We start from the raw sequence: 22,030 nt of genomic DNA on the forward strand, positions 1-22,030 counted from the left end.
TCTGTTCACTCTCTTCCAGAGCAGCTAGTCAGGCTACTAAAGAAGTTTGACGCTTTTGGCCACGTCGTTGCCTTCTTCATCTTTCTCAATCTCAAATTCTACCCGGTCCCCCACGTGCAGCTCGTTAAAGTCTGTGTCGATCACGTTGGTGAAGTGGAAAAAGAGGTTGTTGGGTGGGAATTTAATGAAGCCGTACCCGTTTTTAAGGCTCATGATCTCCCCTTCACCGTGGCCTTCCATGGGCAGCGTGTCATCATCGTCATCGTCCTGTACTTGTTCCTGGACAACGGCGTGCCGCTTCTGGTCGGGCTGCACAAACAGCCGGTTAATGGTAGCATCATTCTGGGCAATGCGCTGGTCAATGATCCCGTGCATCGCCATCGGGTACGTCACCTCGGCCAGCAGATCCTGAGACGGGCGCGTTGTCATACGCTGTCCATTATCTGTGGTGTACTCAAACTCCCAGGTTAACGCCATTATACGAGTCCCTAATGTGTTGACTTTACGCACCATAGGCACGTAATCTCCGTCTGAGGAGATCAGCACCAACACATCAAATCGTTTGTAGAATGCCTGTTCAAACGCCTCCAACGCTAACCATACGTCTATTCCGCGTTCCTGCTTATACCCCTCCGGCGTAGTGCGCACGGGAAGGTAATGGGTAGTCACGCCCTCAGACATCAGGATGTCGTCAAACACCCGATCCCAGTAAAGGGTATCGCCGCGTTGGCTGGCTTCATAGGCATTGAGTCTTCCCCGGAAATAGTGGGCATCTACTATTCTGCAGAAGCGCGGATCTACATCCTCTTCCTCTGCCACCTGCTCCCGGATGAACTCATGAAGGCCAGAGATACTAATCCTACGTTTGCGCTGATGGCCGTAGGCGTAGTAATTACTGACCTGTAAGAAATAATTGCCGTCATAGAAGACACCAATCCTCACTAATTTTTCCTGCATCTTTTTACATTTTTTGTCTATCTGTTTTTTTTCTCAAGCTTTAATCTTTTATAGTTTCACAATAGGTCTCAAAAATAAAATAGGCGAGGGAATCACATCAGAAAAGCAGCGAAAGGCAGAGGGGATTTCAAGGTGAGCGGAGCAGGAAAAATTATCTATATAGTATTGGATAGAAACTACGGGGAACGAACTGCTATATCTTAAAAATACCTTCATTTATTCAATCGGGAAACCACTTTCTAATTTCACTCTTCTTACCTGCACAGGGTGGGTGCACAGATAGCCGGAGTGGCAGCACAAGCACCTTAGTAAAACAGGCCTCGCCTAAATATGTTTTTCAAAGAAGGGGTTATTATCAAATCTTTAAAGAACACTGGACAAAAGTAGGGAATGATTATTTTGCTGACAACCTAAAATAGGTATTTTCCACAGTTAATAAACGTTCTACAGATAAGAAGTAGTACACGTTTACTGGTGATTTAACCTCTTTATTTACAAATTTCTCCTTTACTACTCTCTCCAATTCCTCTTCTTGAATTTAGATTATTTTATTTCTCACTGCTGGGTGCCTAACCTTAATAGGAAGTGCTGCATCAGGCGCTATCAAAGAAAGAACCGGTCTCTCGTCAATAAGAGAGGCCTTGCTTTCCCCTGCCTGCCCGTTCTTTCTCTTTCTAATCCAGTATTTTATGATGCCAAACACCAGCAGTTCTTCTAGGAAAAACACTATATCACTCTCATTCCTGTTTATATCTCCCTGATATTGAAAAATTCCAATCACCTCAAAAGCCTGAGCAGTAGTTCTTCTACAGGCATCATGTATAAAAATTTGTAAAAACAGGAAGCATAGCCTTATTTTATTGCTAATCTACAACAAGAACGTTCTATTTTATAAATATTATCTCTCTACTGCCCCCATTTAGCCGTTTCTTATAAGATTCTACAGATTAAGGCTTTATTCTCAAGTGGACTAAAAAATAGCACTCCTTCTATTCATGTCGGCCCTTATGCCTTCCATACTCACCTTTGGGATCTTTTTCCAAAGAGGATTTCTATAGATGGCCTTTTCTGGAACCTCCCCAGACTCAACCCATGCTTCCTCATCCATAAAAAAGGAGGTCCTGCCAAAAGGGAAAAGGCCTGCCGTTTTTCAACAGCAGGCCTTTTAAAGGTGTTTTCCCAAAAGTTAAGGGAAAACGCTAGGCTTTCAACACGCCTAGTTCTCTGCCTACTTCAGTGAAAGCTTGAATGGCCTGGTCTAAATGCTCTTGGGTATGGTCAGCGGAAAGCTGCACGCGGATACGGGCGGCGCCTTTGGCGACTACCGGATAATAGAACCCGATCACGTAAATGCCTTTCTCCAGCATGCGGGCGGCAAACTCCTGGGCTAATTGGGCCTCATACAGCATCACCGGCACAATAGGGTGCACGCCTGGTCTGATGTCAAACCCAGCGGCCGTCATCTTCTCTCTGAAGTACTTGGTGTTCCACTCCAGGCGGTCGCGCAGTTCAGTGGTGGAGCTCAGCAAATCCAATACTGCCAAGGAACCGCCCACAATGGCCGGGGCCAGGGAATTGGAGAACAGGTACGGGCGCGAACGCTGGCGCAGCATGTCAATGATCTCCTTGCGGCCAGTGGTGAAGCCGCCCATGGCACCTCCCAAGGCTTTGCCCAGGGTTCCGGTGATGATGTCTACGCGACCCATCACGTTGTGGTACTCATGCGTGCCACGGCCGGTCTTGCCAATGAAGCCGCTGGAGTGCGACTCATCTACCAGCACCAGAGCCTGGTATTGGTCGGCTAAGTCACAGATTTTGTCTAACTGGGCAATGGTGCCGTCCATGGAGAAAGACCCGTCGGTGACAATGATGCGGTGCTTGGCGCCCTGGGCTTCCTGCAATTTGGCTTCCAGATCTGCCATGTCATTGTGCTGATACCGGTAGCGCTGCGCCTTGCATAACCTGATGCCGTCAATGATGGAGGCGTGGTTCAGGGCGTCTGAGATAATGGCGCTCTGCTCATCGAACAACGGCTCAAACACCCCGCCGTTGGCGTCAAAGGCGGCCGCGTACAGAATGGTGTCTTCAGTGCCCAGGAACTCAGCCAGCTTCTGCTCCAATTGCTTGTGGATGTCTTGGGTACCGCAGATAAAGCGCACAGAGCTCATGCCGTAGCCGTGGGTGTCAATGGTGCGCTTGGCAGCCTCAATCACCGCAGGGTGCGAGGAAAGCCCCAGATAGTTGTTCGCGCAGAAGTTCAGCACCTCACCGGTCTGCTGGGTCTGGATCTCGGCGTGCTGCGGCGTGGTAATGATGCGCTCACTCTTATATAAGCCGTTGGCTTTGATGTCAGCTAACTGCTGCTCTAAATCTGGTTTTAAGGTTTCGTACATATCAATTAGATAAAGTTGTTGCTTGTGGAAGTACGCTGTTTCAGGGCTTTTTGCCGGAAATACCTCCTAAACGGGAAGTCGCCTGCTTTGATGCCTTTTCTGCCGCGCTGCGTATTCTACTTTCAAAGATACAAAACCTCACCAGTCCCCCATATTTTTTGGACTGGATGAAAAACGTACATTTGTTTTCCTATACAGCACCCTGCATGACAAAAAAGACCAATGCCGTTTTAGTGATAGGAGCCTGCGGTCAGCTAGGCTCAGAACTCACCCTTGAACTGAGAAAGTTATACGGTGATGCCCACGTGGTAGCCGCCGACATCCAATACCCCAAACAAGCCGAACTGCGCGAGAGCGGGCCTTTTGAGATCGTGGACGTGCTCACGCCGCAGCACCTTTCAGAATTGGCTACAAGGTATAAATTCAAGCAGATCTACCACCTGGCCGCTATTCTTTCCGCCACCGGCGAGAAGAACCCTAAGTTCGCCTGGCGCCTGAACATGGACGGCCTTTTCAACGTGCTGGACTTTGCCCTGGAGCAGAAAGTAGAGCGCGTGTACTGGCCCTCGTCCATTGCGGTCTTCGGGCCCAACACTCCCCGCCAGAACACCCCGCAAGACACCATCATGGACCCTAACACCGTGTACGGCATCAGCAAGCAGGCCGGTGAGCGGTGGTGCGAGTATTACTTCAACAAATACGGCCTGGATGTGCGCAGCCTGCGGTACCCGGGTCTCATTGGCTACAAAGCCCTGCCCGGCGGCGGCACCACTGACTATGCCGTGGACATTTACCACCAAGCCCTGGCTACCGGCACCTACAAGTGCTTTCTGAGCGAGCACACCCGCCTGCCCATGATGTACATGCCAGACGCCATCAAAGCCACCCTGGACCTCATGCACGCCCCCGCAGAGCAGGTGAAGGTACGCTCTTCCTACAACCTGGCAGCCATGAGTTTCACCCCACAGGAGATTGCCACCAGCATTCAGCGCCATTACCCCAGCTTTGCCATCACCTATGACCCAGACAGCCGCCAGCAGATCGCTGATTCCTGGCCGCAGAGCATTGATGACCTGGCCGCCCGCCAGGACTGGGGCTGGCGCCCGCAGTACGACCTGGATACCATGACAGATGACATGCTCCTGCACCTGAAACGGATCAACAACTAAACATCCGGCAGCAGGAAGAAAGCTAAACCCCGGCAGTTCTAAGGAATGGCCGGGGTTTTCTGTTTTGGGCCCATTTGATGAAAACAAGCCTGAAAACACTTGAACAGATACTTCCTTAAATGCCAATCACTTATACCATAGGGCCAACACTTTTAGAAGGAGGACCGCGGCAAATACCTAGTACTTCGCTAATATTGCTCCTTCACCTTATTTTATCCTTTATTCTTATAAGACATGCTTAAGAAATTTTTCCTTGCCGCCTCCTTCTGTTTCACCCTGGGTTCTGCCGCCATGGCACAGGACGGCGGGGGCATCAAACCTGCCGCCGGAGAGGTAACCGCAGAAGTGCAGCTGAGCCTGACCGATGGCAGCACCGTGGGTCTGGGCCTGAACCAACTGCGCGGCCGCTATTTCCTGAGCCCAACCACGGCGGTGCGGGCCTCATTCACGATGGAGGTGCAGAACGATGATTTCAACGATGACTTCAACCGGACCTCTACCCTTCTGCAGTTTGCCCCTGGCATTGAGAAACACTTTGCGGGCACAGACCGGCTTTCACCGTACGTAGGCGGCGAGATCAGAATCACCAAGCTTTACTCAAGTCAGGAAAGCGACAACCTGGACATTGAAGGGGCCTGGTCTAATTCAGGAAACAGCAACAACCTCACCAACCGCAATTACTTTGGGTGGGGCTTAGGTGTGGTAGCCGGCGCAGATTATTATTTTGCCAAGCATGTGTACCTGGGCGTGGAGTTTGGGTTGGGCATCCAGTACCGGACCGAAGGCGAAGTAGATATCAAACCTTCTACCGGACCCACTAGAACCCTTGAAGGTGAGAATGGCTTCTTCCGTTTGGGGTCTAGCGTGAACAGCGGCCTGCGTTTGGGCTTCGTGTTCTAGATAGATAGACGTTTGTTTACCAGAAGCCCGGCATACCACACGTGTGCTGGGCTTTTTTGTGTCTTCTGTGGGTTCAGGTCAGAAACCAGGAGAGGCACCTAAGGATTTAAGGCTCTTTTTCAGAAAACAACCTTTAAACCCAATCCCATTCGTCCTGTTCTACCGTACACTTCCCTGTTCAAGGCCCCTTCCCTCCTGCACCGGTACCCAGAACACATACGGCTATGATAGTTAACCCCCATGAAAAAGGCTGGGAGATCATTTTCCAGCAGGCGCACGCCTTACTGGCGGCCGAGATAGGCTTCGTGTGGCAGCCTGAGAAGCGTCCGCTCTACTTCATGCAGACTCTGGCCGCCATTGCCCAGCATGATGACGGCCAGCGCGACCTGAGCGATGGATACGCGCTCACGCCGGCCGGGGCGCCCGCCAATTTCACCCAGGTACCGTTTAACCTGGAGCAGGCGCAGCAGGTCATGAAGGAAGCCAGTTTCCAGGGCCGGTGGCGCAGCCTGCTCACCAGCATGCACCTCTCTTTTCTCTATGAGGAGCTGCGGGGGCAGAAGAAACTCTGGGACGCTTTTCTGGACGAGCAGCTTTCCTGGCAGAAGAAGTGGCGGCAGGGCTTGAAACTGACCAAACCGCAGGCGCAGTACGCGTATGACTTCATGCAGTGGTGTGACCGTTTCTCGCTTATCCTTTGCCGCAACGAACTGCCTGAAATGGAACGCGCCCTGGAGATCAGCAACGGGCCAGACCAGATCAGGTACGAGGTAACCCAGCTGAAAGCCGGTCCGGTACGGGTGTCTCCGTGGCCCTTCCAGGACCAGGAAGTGACCTTGACCGTGGAGGCCCGCTACCTCACGCAGCTCCAGTTCAAATCTGACCAGGCCCTGACGCAGGCACTGGCCCAGGCCCCCATCCAGCAGAAAAGCTGGCTTCTTCAGCCGTAGAACCACCTGAACCACATTTAATTACGCAGCAGCCAGGGGAAAGAAAGAACCCTCATCTCTTGGTGTGGGGCTATACCAATGTGGCAATTTTTTTCAACCTCTGGCTGAAGACCCTCGTTATGGATAGTTTGAGGTAAATTTTTAGTACATGATGGCCATTCAGACTTCCTCTGACAAAGAGTTGCGTTCAATCATTTTTGAGAAGGAACGGGTAATCGTAAAGTTCATAGACGAAGAATGCCAGATCTGCAAAGCCCTGGCTCCTTCGTTCAGCACCTTTTCTGAAGACCCTAAATACCAAGACATCACTTTCCTGAAGATGGATGCCGCCGAGAACCCTGTTTCCAGCAAGGAAGTGAAACTCACCGGCACCCCTTTCTTTGCCATTTACTTCAAAGGCACCCTGCGCGACTGTGCCCTGCTTTCTTCTGAGGAAGACGTACGCAAATACCTGGACCGGCTTGTTTCCTGCCAGGAGTAACCTGTTTTGGAGCTGTTTTTGCAGAAAGGCTGCCAGAACCATTAGGGTCCTTTTCAAGAGGGATCACTACCTTTACAGCATGCAGAGGCGGCACTTTCTTTTCATTCCTGTTCTTCTGGCAGCCCTGTGCACTCCCCTGGCTTGCCAAAAAACCACCACGTTAACAGACACTACTGGCCTTGAGAGCACGGCACCTGCCCCGCCGTTGCCCAGCCTGCCTCTTTCCACCATTACCTTGCCGGTCTCGCTGCCGGTCTCCGTCTTGGAAACCCGCCTGAACCAGGAACTCACCGGCGTGCTGTACCAAGACAACAACCTGGAAGACGATGACCTCATGGTGAAGGTGACCAAGCTGGGGGCCATTCGCCTGCGCACCGAGTTCAGCAAACTGTACATGGAGGTCCCGCTCAGGATCTGGGCCAAAGGCCGATGGCAATGGAACGCCTGCGAGCTGTGCAAGAAGCTGCAGAAGACCGAGGAAACGGAGTTTGACGTGACCGTGCGCACCGAGAGCCGGATGCAGATCCTGCCCGGGTACACCCTCAAAAGCTATACCACCGGGGATTTCATCTGGGGGAACCGCAAGCCTACCCTTTCGCTAGGTCCGTTGCACCTGAACCTGGCCCCGTTTATTGAACCCAGGCTAAAAGCCCAACTGGCGCCCATGCTCCAGCTCCTGGACCAGGAACTCCAGAAACGGGTGCCTTTGCAGACGTACCTGGGCCAGGCGTGGCAACAGCTACAGGTTCCGGTGCAGCTCAACAGCCAATACAACACCTGGCTTTCCATAGAACCGCAGGCCGTGCGCCTGGCCCCGCTGGAACTGCAGCAAGACCGCTTACGCCTGCAGATTGGCATTGACGCCCTGGTGAAGGTGGTCTCAGGCCAGAAACCGGCCTTGTCCCAGGGCGCTGCCCTGCCAGAATTCACCCCTACCCGCTCCCTTCCTCCCGTGGCGCAACTCCATGTGGCCAGTGATATTTCCTACGCGTACCTCACGCAGGTGCTGCAGAAAGAGGTGAAGAACCAGACCTTCCGGTTTGAGGAGGGCAAGCACCAGCTCACCGTGCATGACGTGGCCCTGACGGGAAGAGGCACGCAGCTTCTCCTGGATCTGAACGTGAGCGGTTCTACCAAGGCCGCCTTCCTGACCAAGAAATTTGAGGGCAACGTGCGGTTACAGGCCACTCCCTACTATGACTCAGAATCACAGAGCGTAAAGGTGAAAAACCTGGAATACACCCTCCAAACCCGCGACCAACTCCTGAACACAGCCCAATGGCTTTTACAGAACAGATTCAGGGCGCAGCTGGAAAAAGAAATGGAGTTTCCGGTGAAGAGCCAGCTGGCCACCATCAGGACCTCCTTGAACCAGGGCCTCCAGGAAAACCAGCTGCACGAAGGAATCCTGCTCAAGGGCTCTGCCTTCACCCTGGAACCAGACACGCTGCTGGTGACCCCCAACGGGCTGCGCACCCTTTTCCTGGCCTCTGGCCAACTCTCGCTTTCTTTTCAATGATTGATTGAGAGATTGAGAGATTGAATGATTGAGAGATTGAATGAGTGAGAGAGTGAATGAGTGATAGATTGAATAAATGAGTGAGTGAGAGATTGAATGATTGAGAGAGTGAGTGATTGAATGAGTGCTTTTGCTTCCCTTTTTAAAAATCAGGGAGAAAATGGAATTGTGCTCTGCAAGCCGAAGTCCGCACTCCTATAAAGCTTATAAAATCATTTCTTACACCACTCAATCATCCTTCTCTCACTCATTCAATCTCTCAATCATTCAATCACTTAATCCGGCTTCTATCCAGAGGGGTGGGGCTTTTGAATACTTCGGCGGGCAAAGAGGCGGGCACAGCAATGTCACGGATGTTCACGCGGTCAGCCGGGTCTGTGCTGCGGCCTGAGGAGAGCAGGATGTCGCCGTACCGCTGGTAATTGGTCCAGGGGCGGGTGAAAGTGGCGGTATCATCGGTGTATTTGGAGAAATAGCTCCATTCTGTGATCAGGTTGCTTTGTTTGTCTACCGCTACCAGGTATTTGTTTTCTGGGGTCACGCCCACCTTGCTGAAGGTCATTTGCAGGATCTCGGCGGGAGCACCCGCCTGGGTTTTCCCTTCGCCTACGTAGGCCAAGGTTACCCCCGGGTCTTGCAGTTTGTAGGGCATCAGAAGCCAGTAGGAGTTGTTGGCCCACGCAGGGTACATGCGTCGCAGGATGGGGTTGGCCGTGGCCGTGTCTGTGACCTGGGTGCCGCGCAGAAACACCTGCCCCTCCTTATTGTCCAGGTTATAGATGACCACCAGAGAATCGCCCCGCTCATAGCGCAAATCATTTGTTTTCTTATCCCAGACGTGGTATTGGTTGTTGAAAGTCCAGGCCAGGTACCGGGTATTGTCCCAGCCTTCCTGGCCGCCCAGGGCTTCCATCACGTTCTGGGCAATGGCTGCCGCTTTGGGGTCTGCTGTGGAATTCTCGGTGGCCGGGGCATTTTGCTGGCACTTCAGGGAAAGCAGGCTGCCGGAGAAAAGCAAGAGGAACAGGATCAGTCTCATAGGCAAAGGGTTGGCGTCTATCCCCCTAAGGTACAAAACAATAGCCAACTCTTTCTACTACCAGGGCCGGAAACATTAACAATTGCCTAACGCTTCGCGTAGTTTGACAGGAAGATACTTTCCAGACACACAGACGCTAAGCGAATGGCTAAATACACAACCAAAGGCATTTTTGGCCTCATCACCAATTCCGCCTCGGAGTTCATGAAAAACAACTCCCTCCGGCTGGCGGCAGCTCTTTCCTATAATACTATTTTCTCTCTGCCTCCGCTTCTGTTCATTGTGGTGCAGTCAGCTGGTTATTTCTTTGGGGAGAAAGCCGTCAGCGGACAGCTTTATGCCCAGATCAAAGGCCTGGTGGGCTCTGAAGCCGCCGCTGAAATCCAGACCATGATCACCAAACTGCACCTGGAAGGCCCCAGCCCCCTGGCCACCGGGATTGGTATAGCCACCCTGATCTTTGCCGGCACCACCATCTTTGTCACCTTGCAGGAGTCCTTGAACAACGTCTGGAACCTGCAGACCAAGGCCAAGAACGGGATCATGAAACTGGTCATGGACCGGGTCCTTTCCTTCGGGATGATCTTGAGCATCTCGTTTCTGCTGCTGGTGAGTTTACTGGTAAGCGCCTTGATTGGGATTCTCACGGATTATATGGAGAGGCTGCTGCCTGACCTGGCGGTGGTGTTCATCTACATCTTAGACGTGGTGGTGTCACTTGGCCTTATCACCCTGCTTTTCGCCCTCATCTTCAAATACCTGCCAGATGCCATTATCCGGTGGCGCGATGTGTGGGTAGGCGCCGCAGCCACCGCGTTCCTGTTCCTGCTGGGCAAATACCTCATTGGTTGGTACCTAGGCCAGAGCGACTTCAATAGTTCATATGGTGCAGCCGGCTCTATGGTCATCCTGCTCTCATGGGTCTATTACTCCTCGCTCATCATCTTCTTTGGGGCTGAACTCACCCAGGAATACGCAGACACCTTTGGCGAGCCCGTGAAGCCCAACCATAACTCCGTTCGCATAGAAGTACGGGAGCTTCCCTTTGAAGAATCCAATGACGCCATGGCCGGCCGGCCACCCGCGCAAGGGCGTTTCAGGCAATAACCCTCTTTCATACATTTCCTCTGAAACAGCCCCTAAACGGCCTACGCAAGAACGCGCCTTCCTCTTCTTTTTCAGAAGTTACGTTCATGCGTTGGCTGGGGGCAACTTCTTGCCTCTCCTGCCCGCACAGCGGGATTAGGCTGACGCTCAGCCCACCAAACAGGTCGCCTGCCGCCTTTGGCTCTGATACTCAAGAGCATGCAAAAAATTAAAGTCAGGTATCGCCAGCTAGGGGTATCTGCCAGGATACCGGTCTTAATAAAAGATAAAATACAGGCACGAATACGTAGCTTTGCACCCTGGTCTTCCGTATATAGTATTCCAATCTTGCAAAATAATATTCCTATTTCTGATACTGGTATGCGGCGGCTGATGGTGCTTTTGTTTTTGCTCCCTCTATGGGCGTATGGTGGTTGCCAGGGAAAGCAGGAACCTGATACCCCGCAGGTGGCAGCCCTCCGGTCAAAACCGAAGAGCCCGGCGGCTCCCAAACGTACTTACCAGCCCAACTACAACAACGCGGCCAGTATCAAGGCCTTCTATGAGCGCGTGGAAATGCTGCCGGAAGAACACCCTGAGGTGGCCAAGGCATCGGCCTTTATCTCTAACCCTTTCCTGCCCATAGAAGAGCCGGTGCTTAAGCATTACACCCAGCAGGTGCGCACCTCTTGCAAAATTGTGAAAGATACCGTTACCAACCTGCACAACGCCCGGTACATTGACACGCTCTTCATGCTCAACTTTGACTCCAGCACGGTAGAGCTGTACTACCCTATGTACACCAAGCGTTTCCTGCTGTCGTACGCTGACATCAAAAGCCCCAACCTGGCGCTGCAGAACGGCATCAAAGTAGGCATGCCCCGCCAGGAACTCCTGGAGAAGTTGCAAGACTACAAACTCTTCATCAAAGAGCAGAGAAACCTCATTGAGGTCTGCGATTGGGAGCGCAATTCCTGGCTCAGGTTCCACCTGTCTAAAGGCAAAGTGACCAGCATCCAGTATGAAGGGTATATTGACTGAGTAATTAGGAATTAAGAATTAGGAATCTTGACCTTCGGTAGCATTTGTTTCTGTGCCGCTAGCGAAGAGAGGGGCTGGTTTATGTGTTTGGGGGCTGTTTTTAGAGAAAAGGGCTGTAAATGACCTTGGCAGAGACACTCGTAGGAGCTGCGCACACTACGAGGTCAGATTTAGTTCTGAGTTCTGAGTCTAATAATAGTAGAAGAGGCTGGCGCGAGCCTGAAGTCTCGTGCCAAAGGATGAAGTGAGTCTCCAGACTCGCCGGGAACCACTGGTAGCAGGAGTACGCGCCCTCAAGTAGGCAAAACCATCCCTTTCAATTTTGATGGCCGTTGACAACCAACTTCTAAAGCGCCTTTCTACAAAGGCGCTTTTCTGTTTTAACTCTATTTTCAAGGAAGAAGGACTAAAACAAATCAACTGCTTCTGGCTACCGCCAGGAAAGCCTTATCCTGATTTCTACTAATACTCTTTTAGGACTGGCCTTATTTCACAAAGCACATCCCCCTTTCAGGTCTGTTTTCTCCAAATGAGGCCAAAACAAGGACAATTTCACCGTTTCCATTCCTAATTCTTAATTCCTAATTCTTAATTCCTTCGGGATTCTTTAATTTCCCCCATGAATCTTGAAGTAAGGCAAACCAAAGACGGCTCCACCACCCTTTTCGTCCCGGAACTGAATGAGCATTACCACTCCGTACACGGGGCTTTGCAGGAATCTTTGCACGTGTTCGTGAAAATGGGGCTGCAAGCTGCTTTGGAACGGCTCGCGCGCGTGCGGGTGCTGGAAGTGGGATTCGGGACGGGTTTGAACGCTCTGCTCACCCTGCAACACACCCTTACGTCTGGGGCCGAGGTTCATTATGACACCCTGGAGAAATACCCGCTCACGCCGGAAGTAGTAGCCCAACTGCAGTTTGACAAGTTCATCCTCAACCCGGAACTCCTGGATTTCTTCGCGCCTTTGCATGCCGCTCCCTGGGAGCAGCCCGTGGCCATCACGCCGCACTTCACCCTGCGTAAACTGGAAACCGATCTGGAATCCTTCCGGCCGGCCCCTGAAAGTTATGACCTGGTCTATTTTGACGCTTTCGCCCCCGAGAAACAGCCCCACCTCTGGACCGATGCCATCTTCCAGAAAATGTACGATTGCCTGGCCCCCGGCGGCACCCTGGTTACCTACTGCGCCAAAGGGAGCTTCAAACGCAGCCTCAAAGCGGCCGGCTTCACCGTGGAGGCGCTGCCCGGCCCGCCGGGTAAACGGGAGATGACGCGGGGGGTGAAACCTTTGTAGGTTTTAGGCCTTGTTTTCTGAAAACAGGTAAGAAAGCGATAGAATAGTAGTGCTAGTCTTTGGCCATAATACCAACAAAAGAGTGAAAAGGAATCTGCACGCGTCCCTCGTTACCGTGTAACGAGGCTACATGACCGGGTATCTTGTAGCGACGTTACACTGTAACGTCGTACTCGTGCAGAACCTGACTGTGACACCAACTGGCAGTTGAAATGGCCAAGAGGAAGATCCGCCTCCTTTTCAAGCCTTTCAAATAACCGCGGTAAATTGCGAAGGACACGTTAGAGACAAGGCAGTGCCTAGTCTCTACAAATAACCATGAACCGAAGGGGAACGCCATGACCGGCTATATAAGGAAAAACGACGGTCACCATGCGCTGTTGCCCCATCTTCCAGCTGTCTAATTCCTTATAAGAATCCGCCCGTAATTCCGTACCTTCAAGACTCCAAATACCTACAAACCCTTTTCATGAGACTTTTTTACTTTCTGGCTGCCTTTCTGTTGGCAAGCCTGGGAGGGCACGCCCAAACCGGGTCGCCTGCCAAAGCCAATTACCAGCTGGCCTCCCGTTTCTCACCCAAAAAACTGGAAAAGCTTATTTTCACCACCAGCCTTGATCCGCACTGGCTCAAGAAGACAAACCGGTTCTGGTACATGTACGAGTCGCCCAACGGCAAGAACTGGTACTTGGTAGACCCGGCCGCCAAATCAAAACAAGCCATCTTCAACACAGACCAGTTAGCCGCCGCCATCACCCTGGTGGTGCGTGACCCGTTTGATGCCCAGCACCTGCCCCTGGAGAACCTCAAGTTCACCGAAGACGAGAAGAACGTGCAGTTTGAGGTAAAGAGCAGCATTGACCAGGTGAAAAAAGACCGTCTTGACAAAAAGGCCCCTGATTCCCTGGAGAAGAAAACCTTCTACTTCCAGTACAACCTGGCCACCCGCAAGGTGACCGAGCTGAAGGATTACAACAAACCCAAGCGCAAGCCCACGTGGGCGTCCATCTCGCCGGACCAGAAATATGTGGTGTTCGCCAAGGAGCACAACCTGTACTGGATGGACCGCGCTAACTATGAGAAAGCCCTCAAAAACGAGAAAGACTCTACTATTGTAGAAACCAAGTTCACCTCTGATGGCGTGGAACACTACACCTACGGTGACTCGCAGGGCGAAACCAACGTGGAGCGCGAGAAGAACAAGAAGAACCGCAAGCCTGCCTACATCATGTGGTCACCGGACAGCAAGCACTTCCTCATGACCCGTACCGATGCCCGCAAGGTGAAAGACCTGTGGGTGCTGCACAACACCGCCGCGGGCCGTCCGGCCCTGGAAACCTACAAGTACCAGATGCCCGGCGAGAAGGAAGCCCCCATCAGAGAACTGCTTTTGTTCAACTTCGCGGAAAAGACCTCTAAAAAGATCAACGCCACTGCCTTTAAAGATCAGGAGATCTCTGTGTGGCCGGCACCCGCCAAGCAAAGCTCCCGCGACGACGAGTTTCGGGCTAACCTGTGGCACGGCACCAAAGACAAGGTGTACTTCACCCGCACCAGCCGCGACCTGAAAAGAATAGACGTGCTTTCATTGGATGTGGCCACGGGTACCGTGAAACCCCTGATTGACGAGCGCTTCAACACTTACGTGGAAGTAAGCCGCGTGGGCCTGGTGAACGGCGGCAACGAACTGATCCATTGGTCTGAGCGCGATGGCTGGGCCCATTTCTATCTCTATGATGGCAACGGCAAGCTGAAAAACCAGATCACCTCTGGCCCCTTCCACTGCGAAGAGATCATCGGCATTGATGACAAAGCCCGCGTACTCTACTTCACCGCCAACGGCCGCGAAGCCAAGGAAGACCCGTATTACCTGCACCTTTACCGCGTGAACTTTGACGGCTCTGGCCTCAAGCTCCTGAACAGCGGCAACTTTGACCACCAGGTGAGCATGAACGACAACCGTACGTTCTTCGTGAACAACGCCTCACGTGTGAACACTGTACCAAAATCTGCCTTATACAACAGCAACGGCAAAAAGGTAATGGACCTGGAGACCGCTGACCTGTCCAGGCTCATGGCCACCGGGTATAAGTTCCCAGAGCCGTTCCAGGTGAAGGCCGATGATGGCGTCACCGACCTGTACGGGGTTATGTACAAGCCTTTTGACTTTGACTCCACCAAGAAATACCCCATCATCCAGTACATCTACCCAGGTCCACAGACCGAGGCCGTGAACAAAGCCTTCGGCCGCAGCATGGACCGCATGGACCGTCTGGCCCAGATGGGCTTCATTGTGATTACCGTAGGAAACCGCGGTGGTCACCCCGCCCGTTCCAAATGGTACCACACCTACGGCTACGGCAACCTACGTGACTACGGCCTGGCAGATAAGAAGGCCGCCGCCGAGCAATTGGCGGACCGCCACCGTTTCATTGACATCAACCGCGTGGGCATCACCGGCCACTCCGGCGGCGGATTCATGTCTACGGCTGCCATGCTGGTGTACCCGGATTTCTTCAAGGTAGCCGTTTCGGGGGCTGGTAACCATGAGAACAACATCTACAACCGCTGGTGGTCTGAGAAGCACCACGGCGTGAAAGAGGTGATCACCGCTAAAGGCGACACCACATTCCAGTACGCCATTGACAAGAACCCAGACCTGGCCAAGAACCTGAAAGGCCGCCTGCTGCTGACTACCGGTGACGTGGACAACAACGTGCACCCGGCCAACACCATCAGAATGGCAGACGCCCTGATCAAGGCCAACAAACGGTTTGACCTGGTCATCCTGCCCGGCCAACGCCACGGCTACGGCGACATGACGGAATACTCTTTCTGGATGACGGCTGATTATTTCAGCAAGCACCTGCTAGGTGACTTCTCCCAGACTGTTGACATCACCGAGATCAACAGAGAAGTGGAGCAGAATAACAAGAGACCTCAGTCGGGCCGCACCGCCACTACTCCTGAAGGAGAAGAATAGCCGTTCCTGGTCTTCCTGAACAAAGAAAGCCGCAGCCTTGTATAAGGCTGCGGCTTTCTTATATCTGGGTACATGGGAGGAATCTTTCTCCAGGCCATTTCTTCCTCTGTTCCGGCCAATCCTTTTATATAGGGTATTCCGTATAAAGCAACTATGAAAATAAGCCTCCCCTGTCTGCTGCTCCCGTTTCTGCTGTTCTTTTCCTGTTCCAGAGACAATACGGTGCAGTATGAAACCAATCCCTCCGTGGAAACGGTAGTGAATGCCTCGGTGCCTTTCTCCAGCTTTGCCGCGGAGCTGCCCGTCCTGGCCTTGCCTTTCAAAGCCACCTGCTCTTTTGATTACCTTTTAGGGTCCCGGCTAGACACCACGGTGGCCAGCGCCTACCTTAAGCCGCATGAGTTACCGTACCGTCGATTCTCTGTGAGCAAAGAGGTCACCGCCCTGCTCCTGCTCTTCCCCACTGATGAGACCTTGCCCCGCATCAGGACCTACCGCCAAGACGGGACCCAACTGGATGAGCAAGACCTCAAGTTTAACCCCTGCGGCGAAGAACCTGGTTTTCTGCATAGTGAGCAGTACACCATTCAAAAAGATTTCACCATTGTACACATAGACAGTACTACCCGCTGGCAGTTTGACGCCGCCTACCAAGAGATCCCCAATACCAGAAAACTCACCGTTACCAAAAAACGCTTCAGGATACTGCCCAACGGCGACATCAATGAAATAAAATAAGAGTCTGAAGCTCTTGGTTCGCCCTGGCTGTTTTACCTTCGCCCACTCCATTGACTTATGAAAGAATTCAAGAAATATTACCTGCTGCCCGCCACACCGGAGGAAGTGTACGTTGCCCTCACCAACCCCATCACCCTCCAGATCTGGACCGGCGAACCTGCCGAGATGTCAACCGAGCCCGGCTCAGAGTTCTCGCTCTGGGAAGGCAGCATTGTGGGCAAGAACCTGGAGTTCGAGGAAAACAAGAAGATTGTGCAGCAGTGGTACTTTGAAGGTGAGCCCGAAGACTCTATTGTGACCATCAAGCTGCACCCGCACAAGCAAGGCTGCTCCATGGAAGTAAAACAGACCAACATCCCAGAGGAGGCCTATGATGACTTGGTGGAAGGCTGGAATACCAGCTACGCCGGGGCGTTGCTGGCGTTTTTTGAGGAACAGTAGTCTACCTGTTTTTCACCCGTTTTTATTGAAACTCCCATAAAACAAGCAAGGCCGGTATGTTACCGGCCTTGCTTGTTTTATGGGAGTTTAGAAGCAGACTAATCTACATCCCACCAGACTTTTCCATATAAAGTATCTCCTCCGTTCAATTTCTGCACGGCGGCGCTGTACCCGGTAGCATTCAGGAAAGCCTCATCTGAGGGGTACATCTGTCTCGTAGGCACGTTGTTTCCGCCTGAAGGAACCAGGTTGTTAGGATAACCCGTTCTTCTCCACTCAGCCCACCCTTCGTACCCATGCATGAACAGGTGAATCCAACGTTGGGTACCAATCTGCTGCAGAGCAGTGGCAGGGTCATAGGCTACCCCAGGTTTAGTTAACAGCGTATTGGCCGCGGTAGTAGCAGCAGCAACGGTAACCGTGGGGCTCACGGTCCATTGTATAACAGAGTTTCGCACGGCTGACTCATAGTTGGTCTTCGCCTCTGCGTCTCCGCCAGGAATCCAGCCTAGTTTAGCGGCCTCTGCCCTGGCAAACAAGGCCTGGGCGTAGGTTACCAGGTAGATGGTGGCATTCTGAGCGTAGATAGCAGTTCCTAATAAAGAATAGCCTGCCACGTTCGGCATGCCGGCGGTGGTCCCAAACGGTAAGCCAATAAAATCCCTCGAGGTTCTGGCAGGTTGGCCATACACGGGTAATCTTGGATCCGCAGCCGGTTTCATGTAATCTACCAGGGTTTTAGTCAATGCCCACCACTCACGGCCTCTGTTCACTTCACCGTACCAGTAGTTCTGGTTGTTGGCATCTGCCAGGTGCTTGAACACGAAGCTATCGTCATTGCTGGCCATGATTCCGTCTGTTAAAGCCGCATTGAACTCCGTCTTGCCTTTGTTGGGGTCTACTTTGGAGATGCGCAGGGCCATTAGCAAACGGATAGTGTTGGCTAGCTTCTTCCATTTGGTCATGTCACCATTGTAGATGATGTCATTGGTGACATTGCCCGCTACAATCTGATCATTGGCTTCTTTCAACAACACAAAAAGGCTGTTATAGATAGACTGTTGCGTATCATATTTAGGAGTAAAACCTTGGCTCCCTTTCAGGGCTTCAGTATAAGGTACATCTCCCCATCTATCAGTGATATGCCAGAAATAATAGGCTTTCAGGATCTTGGCAACCGCTAATTGGTTTGCAAGGGGCCCTTGGGTGAAGTTTAGATCCTCTGGTTTGAGTGCCTCTTCAATGTTCATCAGAGGGCCTTGGTAGAGCCCATAGAAACTGGTACCGCCGGTGGGGTAAAGCGAAGCTGTAGGATATTGCGTCTCTGCCAGGTACTGCGCCATGAACTCCCCCTGCGGGGAAGAACTTAAACCCGGAAGCGAAAGCATGGCGCCGGCTAATAGTTGCATACGAGAGGCTGAGATAGGTGAGTTGGGCGTGATGTTCAGATCTTCATCGAAATCATTGCACCCCCCCAGAAGTAACCCAGCCAGTATTAAGATATATAACTTCTTCATGTTAATTCAGATTAAAAGGTAATGTTAAGATTAACCCCGTAAGAACGCACCGTTGGCAATTGGCCCGATTCATACCAGCTAATGGCCTGCCCGCCCGAGGAGAGTTCTGAAGGATCTAAGCCCTTAGGGGCTTTTTGCCACAGTTGGGCCACGTTACGGGAAATCAAAGCCAGACCAACTCTCTCAAATGGAAGTTTACCCAGCATAGACTTATCAAGGATGTAGCCAATGCGCACTTCTCTCAGCTTCACATATGAGGCATCATACAACCAATCATCATAGATACGTCTGGCTGTGGTACCATAATACGTCTGCGGGTTCACATAGAGTGTTACCTCCTGACCAGCCTTAGGTGTACCAGGACCATAGATTCCGTTCACCTTCACGCCGCCGCCTTCAGAAACAGGGTCACGCACGTTCTTGCCGTTATCATTCAGCGCAGCGGTTTCAGCAGCCTGCCCGGTTCTCATGGCCAGCATTTTAGATCTGCTGAAGAACTGCCCCCCCACCTGGTAATCAATCATGGCAGACACGTCAAACTTCCAAAGTCGCACTGAGTTCTGGAAACCACCCGTTAAATCTGGAAGCACCGTCCCGAAGTTATGCGTAGCCGCCGTGAAGAGCGGAATACCGTTACTGTCTAACAAGATTTTACCGGTAGCCGCATCACGCTGGTAGGTTGGGCCCACCAAGGTTCCAAATGCCTGACCCGCATAGGAGTTCAGAAAACTAGTGACGGAAGAGTATGTGGTGGAGTAGTGGTTGTACACATTGATGCCCGGTGCCAACTCTACTACCTTGCTTCTGTTTCTGGAGATGTTGAGGGTTGTGTTCCAGGTGATAAAGCTCTTGTCAATAGGTGTTCCTGACAGAGACAGCTCAAACCCTTTGTTCTCAATCAAGCCGGCATTGATGGTAGTAGAACCATACCCGCTGGCACCAGACACCTGCAATGGTATGATCTGGTTCACATTTTTCTGCCGATAAAAGGTCAAATCCAATCCTAACCGATTTTGGAAGAACTTCAGGTCCATGCCTGCTTCATAAGAATGGGCAAAGGAGGGTTCTATCAAAGGGTTAGTCAGGTTATCTGGCACAGAAAGCGGGTTCACGCTGGTAGTACCAGCGTACACTGTTCCGGCGCTGTAGAAGGTGGTGGTTTGGTAAGGGGCAAGGTCAGAACCAGCCTGGGCATAACTTGCCCTCAATTTACCCAAAGAAAGCGGGTTCCAGTCCAGCAATTCACTGAACACAAAAGACCCTGAAAGAGATGGATAATAGTAGGAGTTATTGTCTGGGGGTAAGGCAGAAGAGTTATCATTTCTTATAGAGGCATCAAGAAAGTAGGTGTCTTTGTACCCCAGAGAGACCATAGCGTAAGCACTGCGTACTTCTTTTCTGCGCAGGTAAGAAGACGTGGCCGGGCGGTCAATGGAGGCGTCAATGTTATAGAAGCCCGGCGCGGAAAGACCTCCTACAGTTGCCATGCTTAAGTAGGTGTATCGGTCAGTGAACAGGTTGGCCCCTAGGTTGGTATTGATAGAGAAGTCACCCCATTCTTTGTTGTATTGGGCCAAGAACTCATAGTTCATCTGCTGCCCCTGGTATTTCCCTACTGAATAAGCAGGTACCGCCTCTTGGCCGCCAAACCCAATTCTGGACTCAATGTTCTGGGTATACATATCACCACGCATAAAACCGCTCAGTTTCAAGGCCGGCAATACCTGATAGGTAAGGCCAATGTCTCCGAACAACCGGTCTCTGCTATCATCTACCGGATTTTCATAGGCTTCAAAGAATGGGTTGTTCCAGTAAAGTGCTTTAAAGTTAGACACCACTCCGGCGCTGGCTCCCGTCAACGGAACCGCTCTCAGGTTCCACTGTAAGAACCTTCCATCATCATATTTGTAATCTCTAAGACGGTTCATGTCCACGTTTCGCTGAAACCACTGATTGGTGTAGCGGGCCCCAAACTCAGACCCCTGGGTGGGGCGGCGGGCGTTGTTGGTGGCAATGTTGAGGTTGGTGGAGACGTTCAGTTTCTTGCTGATGTCAATGCCGGCACTTACGCCCACATTGTTCCTTCTCAGGAAGGTATTTGGCTCTACGCCTTCAATTCTGGTATCATTGAAACTTAACCGGAAGTTTGTGTTCTCCCCGCCACCTGAAATAGTAACCCCGTTGTTCAGGTTAGAACCGGTTTCATAGTAGTCTCTGATGTTGTTTGGGTGCGGAAGAAAAGGGGTTTCTTTCCCAAAATCGAGGTCTTTGGGGTAGAAGCTATAGAACTGCCGGACAGGCGTTCCGTCCATTTTAGGTCCCCAGCTTTCGTCTACCTCTAACTGAACCACCTTCTGGCCGTTGGGCAAGGTATTCCAGGTTTGCTTAGAGCCACCACCATACAGGTTCTGCAAGGGCATGAAGTTACCCGTCTTTTCAATGGAAAAGGCAGAGCTCAACTCAACTGTTACTTTCTTTGCACCCTTCGCTCCTTTTTTGGTGGTGATCATGATTACCCCGTACTGCCCTCTGATCCCATACAAAGCAGAAGCCGCCGGACCTTTCAGTACGTTAATAGACTCAATATCTTCCGGGTTGATGTCCTGGCCTAAGTTCCCAAAGTCCGCTCCCGCCTCACCAGCAAAGTTGGTATTGGCAATAGGCGTACCATCTACCACCAGCAAAGGCGGGCTGGAGCCATTGATGGAGTTAACCCCTCTGATCACAAGCTTCTGCGTACCGCCCATACTGGCTCCGGAAGAACCGGTCACCTGCACCCCAGCCACTTTACCGGCCAAAGATCCCAGTACGTTCTGCTCCTTCGTAAATGTTAGGTTCTCCCCTTTTACCTCTTGGGTAGCGTAACCCAGAGACCGCTCGCTTCTTTCAATGCCCAGGGCCGTCACCACTACCTCGTTGAGTTGCTGGTTGTCTGGAGTCAAGGAAAGATTGAAGGAAGATTGGCTACCAACGGGGACTTCTTTTGATATATATCCTAAGTAGCTGAGTACTAAAACGGCGGCATTGTCTGAAATACGCAGTTTAAAATTCCCGTCTGCATCTGTGGAGGTTCCTATAGTGGTGCCTTTCACCACTACGCTAACGCCCGGTAGGGCAGTGCCGTCATCTGACGCGGTAACCTTGCCGGTAATTTCCCGCTGCTGCGCAAAGACCATGCTCAGCGAAGAAAGAAGCACCAGTAAGAGAAGTAAAGTTTTTTTCATGCTTTGTTGGGTTTGTTTGGTGAGATAATTGAAAATAGGTAGAAATGAAGGGTATATGTTTTGTTTGCGAGCGGAGTATATTAATAAAATTAAATATCTCCTAAACAATAGGGAATTTTTCTAATCTTCTCCTGCCTTTGAACCTATAGAAATGGCTCAGGACGCCGTAAAAGCTGAAATCCTTGACCGCATTTCTTTACCGGCTTTTCCCAATGACTCTCTCAAACCAATCTTTCCTGATTCCTATTTCTTGCCTACAGGACAATATCCCACTCACTCTCAGGCGAATATTCAAAAG

The 22,030-nt window shown here is 51.7% G+C and carries 17 protein-coding genes; 11 read left to right on the top strand and 6 right to left on the bottom strand.

The genetic code is table 11. The features are described 5' to 3' along the window. Positions 1-36 precede the first annotated feature (36 nt). The 3 genes from FOE74_RS11795 to kbl form a co-directional block, all read right to left on the bottom strand. Complete coding sequence (locus tag FOE74_RS11795) at positions 37-957, bottom strand: NYN domain-containing protein (protein WP_149098827.1); 921 nt, start codon at positions 955-957, stop codon at positions 37-39. A gap of 538 nt (positions 958-1,495) precedes the next feature. After that, the gene (locus FOE74_RS11800) at positions 1,496-1,738 is read right to left on the bottom strand and encodes a hypothetical protein (protein WP_149098828.1); all 243 of its coding nucleotides are present in this window, start codon (positions 1,736-1,738) and stop codon (positions 1,496-1,498) included. A 418-nt stretch (positions 1,739-2,156) separates the two neighbouring features. Continuing rightward, positions 2,157-3,350, bottom strand: coding sequence for a glycine C-acetyltransferase (kbl, locus tag FOE74_RS11805; RefSeq protein ID WP_149098829.1), 1,194 nt, complete (start codon positions 3,348-3,350; stop codon positions 2,157-2,159). Positions 3,351-3,556: 206 nt separating this feature from the next. Here kbl and FOE74_RS11810 point away from each other — a divergent pair, with 206 nt between their 5' ends. The 5 genes from FOE74_RS11810 to FOE74_RS11830 all read left to right on the top strand — a co-directional run bounded on the left by FOE74_RS11810 (position 3,557) and on the right by FOE74_RS11830 (position 8,369). Then, positions 3,557-4,519, top strand: coding sequence for an NAD-dependent epimerase/dehydratase family protein (locus FOE74_RS11810; protein ID WP_149098830.1), 963 nt, complete (start codon positions 3,557-3,559; stop codon positions 4,517-4,519). 234 nt (positions 4,520-4,753) lie between these two features. Further along, the gene (locus tag FOE74_RS11815) at positions 4,754-5,419 is read left to right on the top strand and encodes an outer membrane beta-barrel protein (protein WP_149098831.1); all 666 of its coding nucleotides are present in this window, start codon (positions 4,754-4,756) and stop codon (positions 5,417-5,419) included. Between the two features lie 224 nt (positions 5,420-5,643). Then, positions 5,644-6,369 carry a DUF3891 family protein gene (locus tag FOE74_RS11820; RefSeq protein WP_149098832.1) on the top strand — a complete coding sequence of 242 codons (726 nt, stop codon included), beginning with the start codon at positions 5,644-5,646 and terminating at the stop codon, positions 6,367-6,369. Between the two features lie 148 nt (positions 6,370-6,517). Then, positions 6,518-6,850 (top strand): thioredoxin family protein, encoded by a 333-nt coding sequence (locus FOE74_RS11825; RefSeq protein ID WP_225840788.1) that lies wholly within the window; start codon positions 6,518-6,520, stop codon positions 6,848-6,850. Between the two features lie 79 nt (positions 6,851-6,929). Further along, complete coding sequence (locus tag FOE74_RS11830) at positions 6,930-8,369, top strand: DUF4403 family protein (RefSeq protein ID WP_149098833.1); 1,440 nt, start codon at positions 6,930-6,932, stop codon at positions 8,367-8,369. A gap of 271 nt (positions 8,370-8,640) precedes the next feature. Here the strand turns inward: FOE74_RS11830 and FOE74_RS11835 are convergent, their stop codons facing one another. Then, positions 8,641-9,408, bottom strand: a complete 768-nt coding sequence (locus FOE74_RS11835; RefSeq protein ID WP_149098834.1) for a hypothetical protein — start codon at positions 9,406-9,408, stop codon at positions 8,641-8,643. A gap of 144 nt (positions 9,409-9,552) precedes the next feature. On the opposite strand from FOE74_RS11835, the gene FOE74_RS11840 reads away from it, so the two are divergent. The 6 genes from FOE74_RS11840 (at position 9,553) to FOE74_RS11865 (ending at position 16,991) form a co-directional block, all read left to right on the top strand. Further along, positions 9,553-10,515, top strand: coding sequence for a YihY/virulence factor BrkB family protein (locus FOE74_RS11840; protein ID WP_149098835.1), 963 nt, complete (start codon positions 9,553-9,555; stop codon positions 10,513-10,515). Positions 10,516-10,842: 327 nt separating this feature from the next. Beyond that, positions 10,843-11,535, top strand: a complete 693-nt coding sequence (locus FOE74_RS11845; protein ID WP_192576611.1) for a hypothetical protein — start codon at positions 10,843-10,845, stop codon at positions 11,533-11,535. A gap of 619 nt (positions 11,536-12,154) precedes the next feature. Continuing rightward, positions 12,155-12,829: a tRNA (5-methylaminomethyl-2-thiouridine)(34)-methyltransferase MnmD gene (gene mnmD, locus FOE74_RS11850; protein ID WP_149098837.1), complete on the top strand. Its 675-nt coding sequence runs from the start codon at positions 12,155-12,157 to the stop codon at positions 12,827-12,829. 469 nt (positions 12,830-13,298) lie between these two features. Then, positions 13,299-15,812 carry a S9 family peptidase gene (locus tag FOE74_RS11855; protein ID WP_149098838.1) on the top strand — a complete coding sequence of 838 codons (2,514 nt, stop codon included), beginning with the start codon at positions 13,299-13,301 and terminating at the stop codon, positions 15,810-15,812. Positions 15,813-15,965: 153 nt separating this feature from the next. Beyond that, entirely contained in the window at positions 15,966-16,550 is a 585-nt protein-coding gene (locus tag FOE74_RS11860) for a hypothetical protein (RefSeq protein ID WP_149098839.1), read from the top strand. Between the two features lie 57 nt (positions 16,551-16,607). Continuing rightward, entirely contained in the window at positions 16,608-16,991 is a 384-nt protein-coding gene (locus tag FOE74_RS11865; protein ID WP_149098840.1) for an SRPBCC domain-containing protein, read from the top strand. Between the two features lie 98 nt (positions 16,992-17,089). Here FOE74_RS11865 and FOE74_RS11870 read toward each other — a convergent pair whose 3' ends face one another. Both FOE74_RS11870 and FOE74_RS11875 read right to left on the bottom strand, forming a co-directional pair. Beyond that, the gene (locus FOE74_RS11870; RefSeq protein WP_149098841.1) at positions 17,090-18,508 is read right to left on the bottom strand and encodes a SusD/RagB family nutrient-binding outer membrane lipoprotein; all 1,419 of its coding nucleotides are present in this window, start codon (positions 18,506-18,508) and stop codon (positions 17,090-17,092) included. 11 nt (positions 18,509-18,519) lie between these two features. Then, a complete protein-coding gene (locus FOE74_RS11875; protein WP_149098842.1) occupies positions 18,520-21,732 on the bottom strand; it encodes a SusC/RagA family TonB-linked outer membrane protein in 3,213 nt (1,070 codons plus the stop codon). Positions 21,733-22,030 lie beyond the last annotated feature (298 nt).

This window comes from Rufibacter glacialis (assembly GCF_008271745.1).
Taxonomy (GTDB): domain Bacteria; phylum Bacteroidota; class Bacteroidia; order Cytophagales; family Hymenobacteraceae; genus Nibribacter; species Nibribacter glacialis.

Coding starts and splice junctions, on each gene's coding strand:
- FOE74_RS11855 (WP_149098838.1), top strand. CDS start 13,299: ATGAGACTTTTTTACTTTCTGGCTGCCTTTCTGTTGGCAAGCCTGGGA.
- FOE74_RS11795 (WP_149098827.1), bottom strand. CDS start 957: ATGCAGGAAAAATTAGTGAGGATTGGTGTCTTCTATGACGGCAATTAT.
- FOE74_RS11860 (WP_149098839.1), top strand. CDS start 15,966: ATGAAAATAAGCCTCCCCTGTCTGCTGCTCCCGTTTCTGCTGTTCTTT.
- FOE74_RS11820 (WP_149098832.1), top strand. CDS start 5,644: ATGATAGTTAACCCCCATGAAAAAGGCTGGGAGATCATTTTCCAGCAG.
- FOE74_RS11815 (WP_149098831.1), top strand. CDS start 4,754: ATGCTTAAGAAATTTTTCCTTGCCGCCTCCTTCTGTTTCACCCTGGGT.
- mnmD (WP_149098837.1), top strand. CDS start 12,155: ATGAATCTTGAAGTAAGGCAAACCAAAGACGGCTCCACCACCCTTTTC.
- FOE74_RS11830 (WP_149098833.1), top strand. CDS start 6,930: ATGCAGAGGCGGCACTTTCTTTTCATTCCTGTTCTTCTGGCAGCCCTG.
- FOE74_RS11810 (WP_149098830.1), top strand. CDS start 3,557: ATGACAAAAAAGACCAATGCCGTTTTAGTGATAGGAGCCTGCGGTCAG.
- FOE74_RS11865 (WP_149098840.1), top strand. CDS start 16,608: ATGAAAGAATTCAAGAAATATTACCTGCTGCCCGCCACACCGGAGGAA.
- FOE74_RS11870 (WP_149098841.1), bottom strand. CDS start 18,508: ATGAAGAAGTTATATATCTTAATACTGGCTGGGTTACTTCTGGGGGGG.
- FOE74_RS11875 (WP_149098842.1), bottom strand. CDS start 21,732: ATGAAAAAAACTTTACTTCTCTTACTGGTGCTTCTTTCTTCGCTGAGC.
- kbl (WP_149098829.1), bottom strand. CDS start 3,350: ATGTACGAAACCTTAAAACCAGATTTAGAGCAGCAGTTAGCTGACATC.
- FOE74_RS11835 (WP_149098834.1), bottom strand. CDS start 9,408: ATGAGACTGATCCTGTTCCTCTTGCTTTTCTCCGGCAGCCTGCTTTCC.
- FOE74_RS11825 (WP_225840788.1), top strand. CDS start 6,518: ATGATGGCCATTCAGACTTCCTCTGACAAAGAGTTGCGTTCAATCATT.
- FOE74_RS11840 (WP_149098835.1), top strand. CDS start 9,553: ATGGCTAAATACACAACCAAAGGCATTTTTGGCCTCATCACCAATTCC.